The sequence below is a fragment of the Flavobacterium solisilvae genome, assembly GCF_012911605.1.
Lineage (GTDB): Bacteria > Bacteroidota > Bacteroidia > Flavobacteriales > Flavobacteriaceae > Flavobacterium > Flavobacterium solisilvae.
Genome location: NZ_JAAMPT010000107.1, coordinates 1 through 310, shown reverse-complemented (window position 1 = coordinate 310; position 310 = coordinate 1). Strand labels below are relative to the sequence as shown.

The window sequence follows — 310 nt, the reverse complement described above, 5'->3', positions numbered from 1 at the left end:
GCCGATAGCTGCAAGTCGTTATAGTTCGGCATCTGTACCAAGGCATCCACGGTGTAAACTCCTGCGTTGGTTTGTCCGTTGCCCGAGTAAGTTACCGATGCGCCGGCAGGAACTCCCGATACAAATATCGAATGAGCTGTACCGTCATAGGTAAATGTTCCGTTGTTGAAGGTAACACCTGTGATGGTCGCATTGTCAATGGTCATTGTAGCCGATAGCTGCAAGTCGTTATAGTTCGGCATCTGTACCAAGACATCCACGGTGTAAACTCCGGCATTGGTTTGTTCATTGCCTGTATAAGTTATCGTTG

1 protein-coding gene is annotated in these 310 nt (G+C 48.1%); it reads right to left on the bottom strand.

What is annotated here, in order from left to right; all coding sequences use genetic code 11:
- The coding region (locus G6042_RS00500; RefSeq protein ID WP_169522339.1) for an MBG domain-containing protein at positions 1-224 on the bottom strand (224 nt) is incomplete at its 3' end.
- Positions 225-310 lie beyond the last annotated feature (86 nt).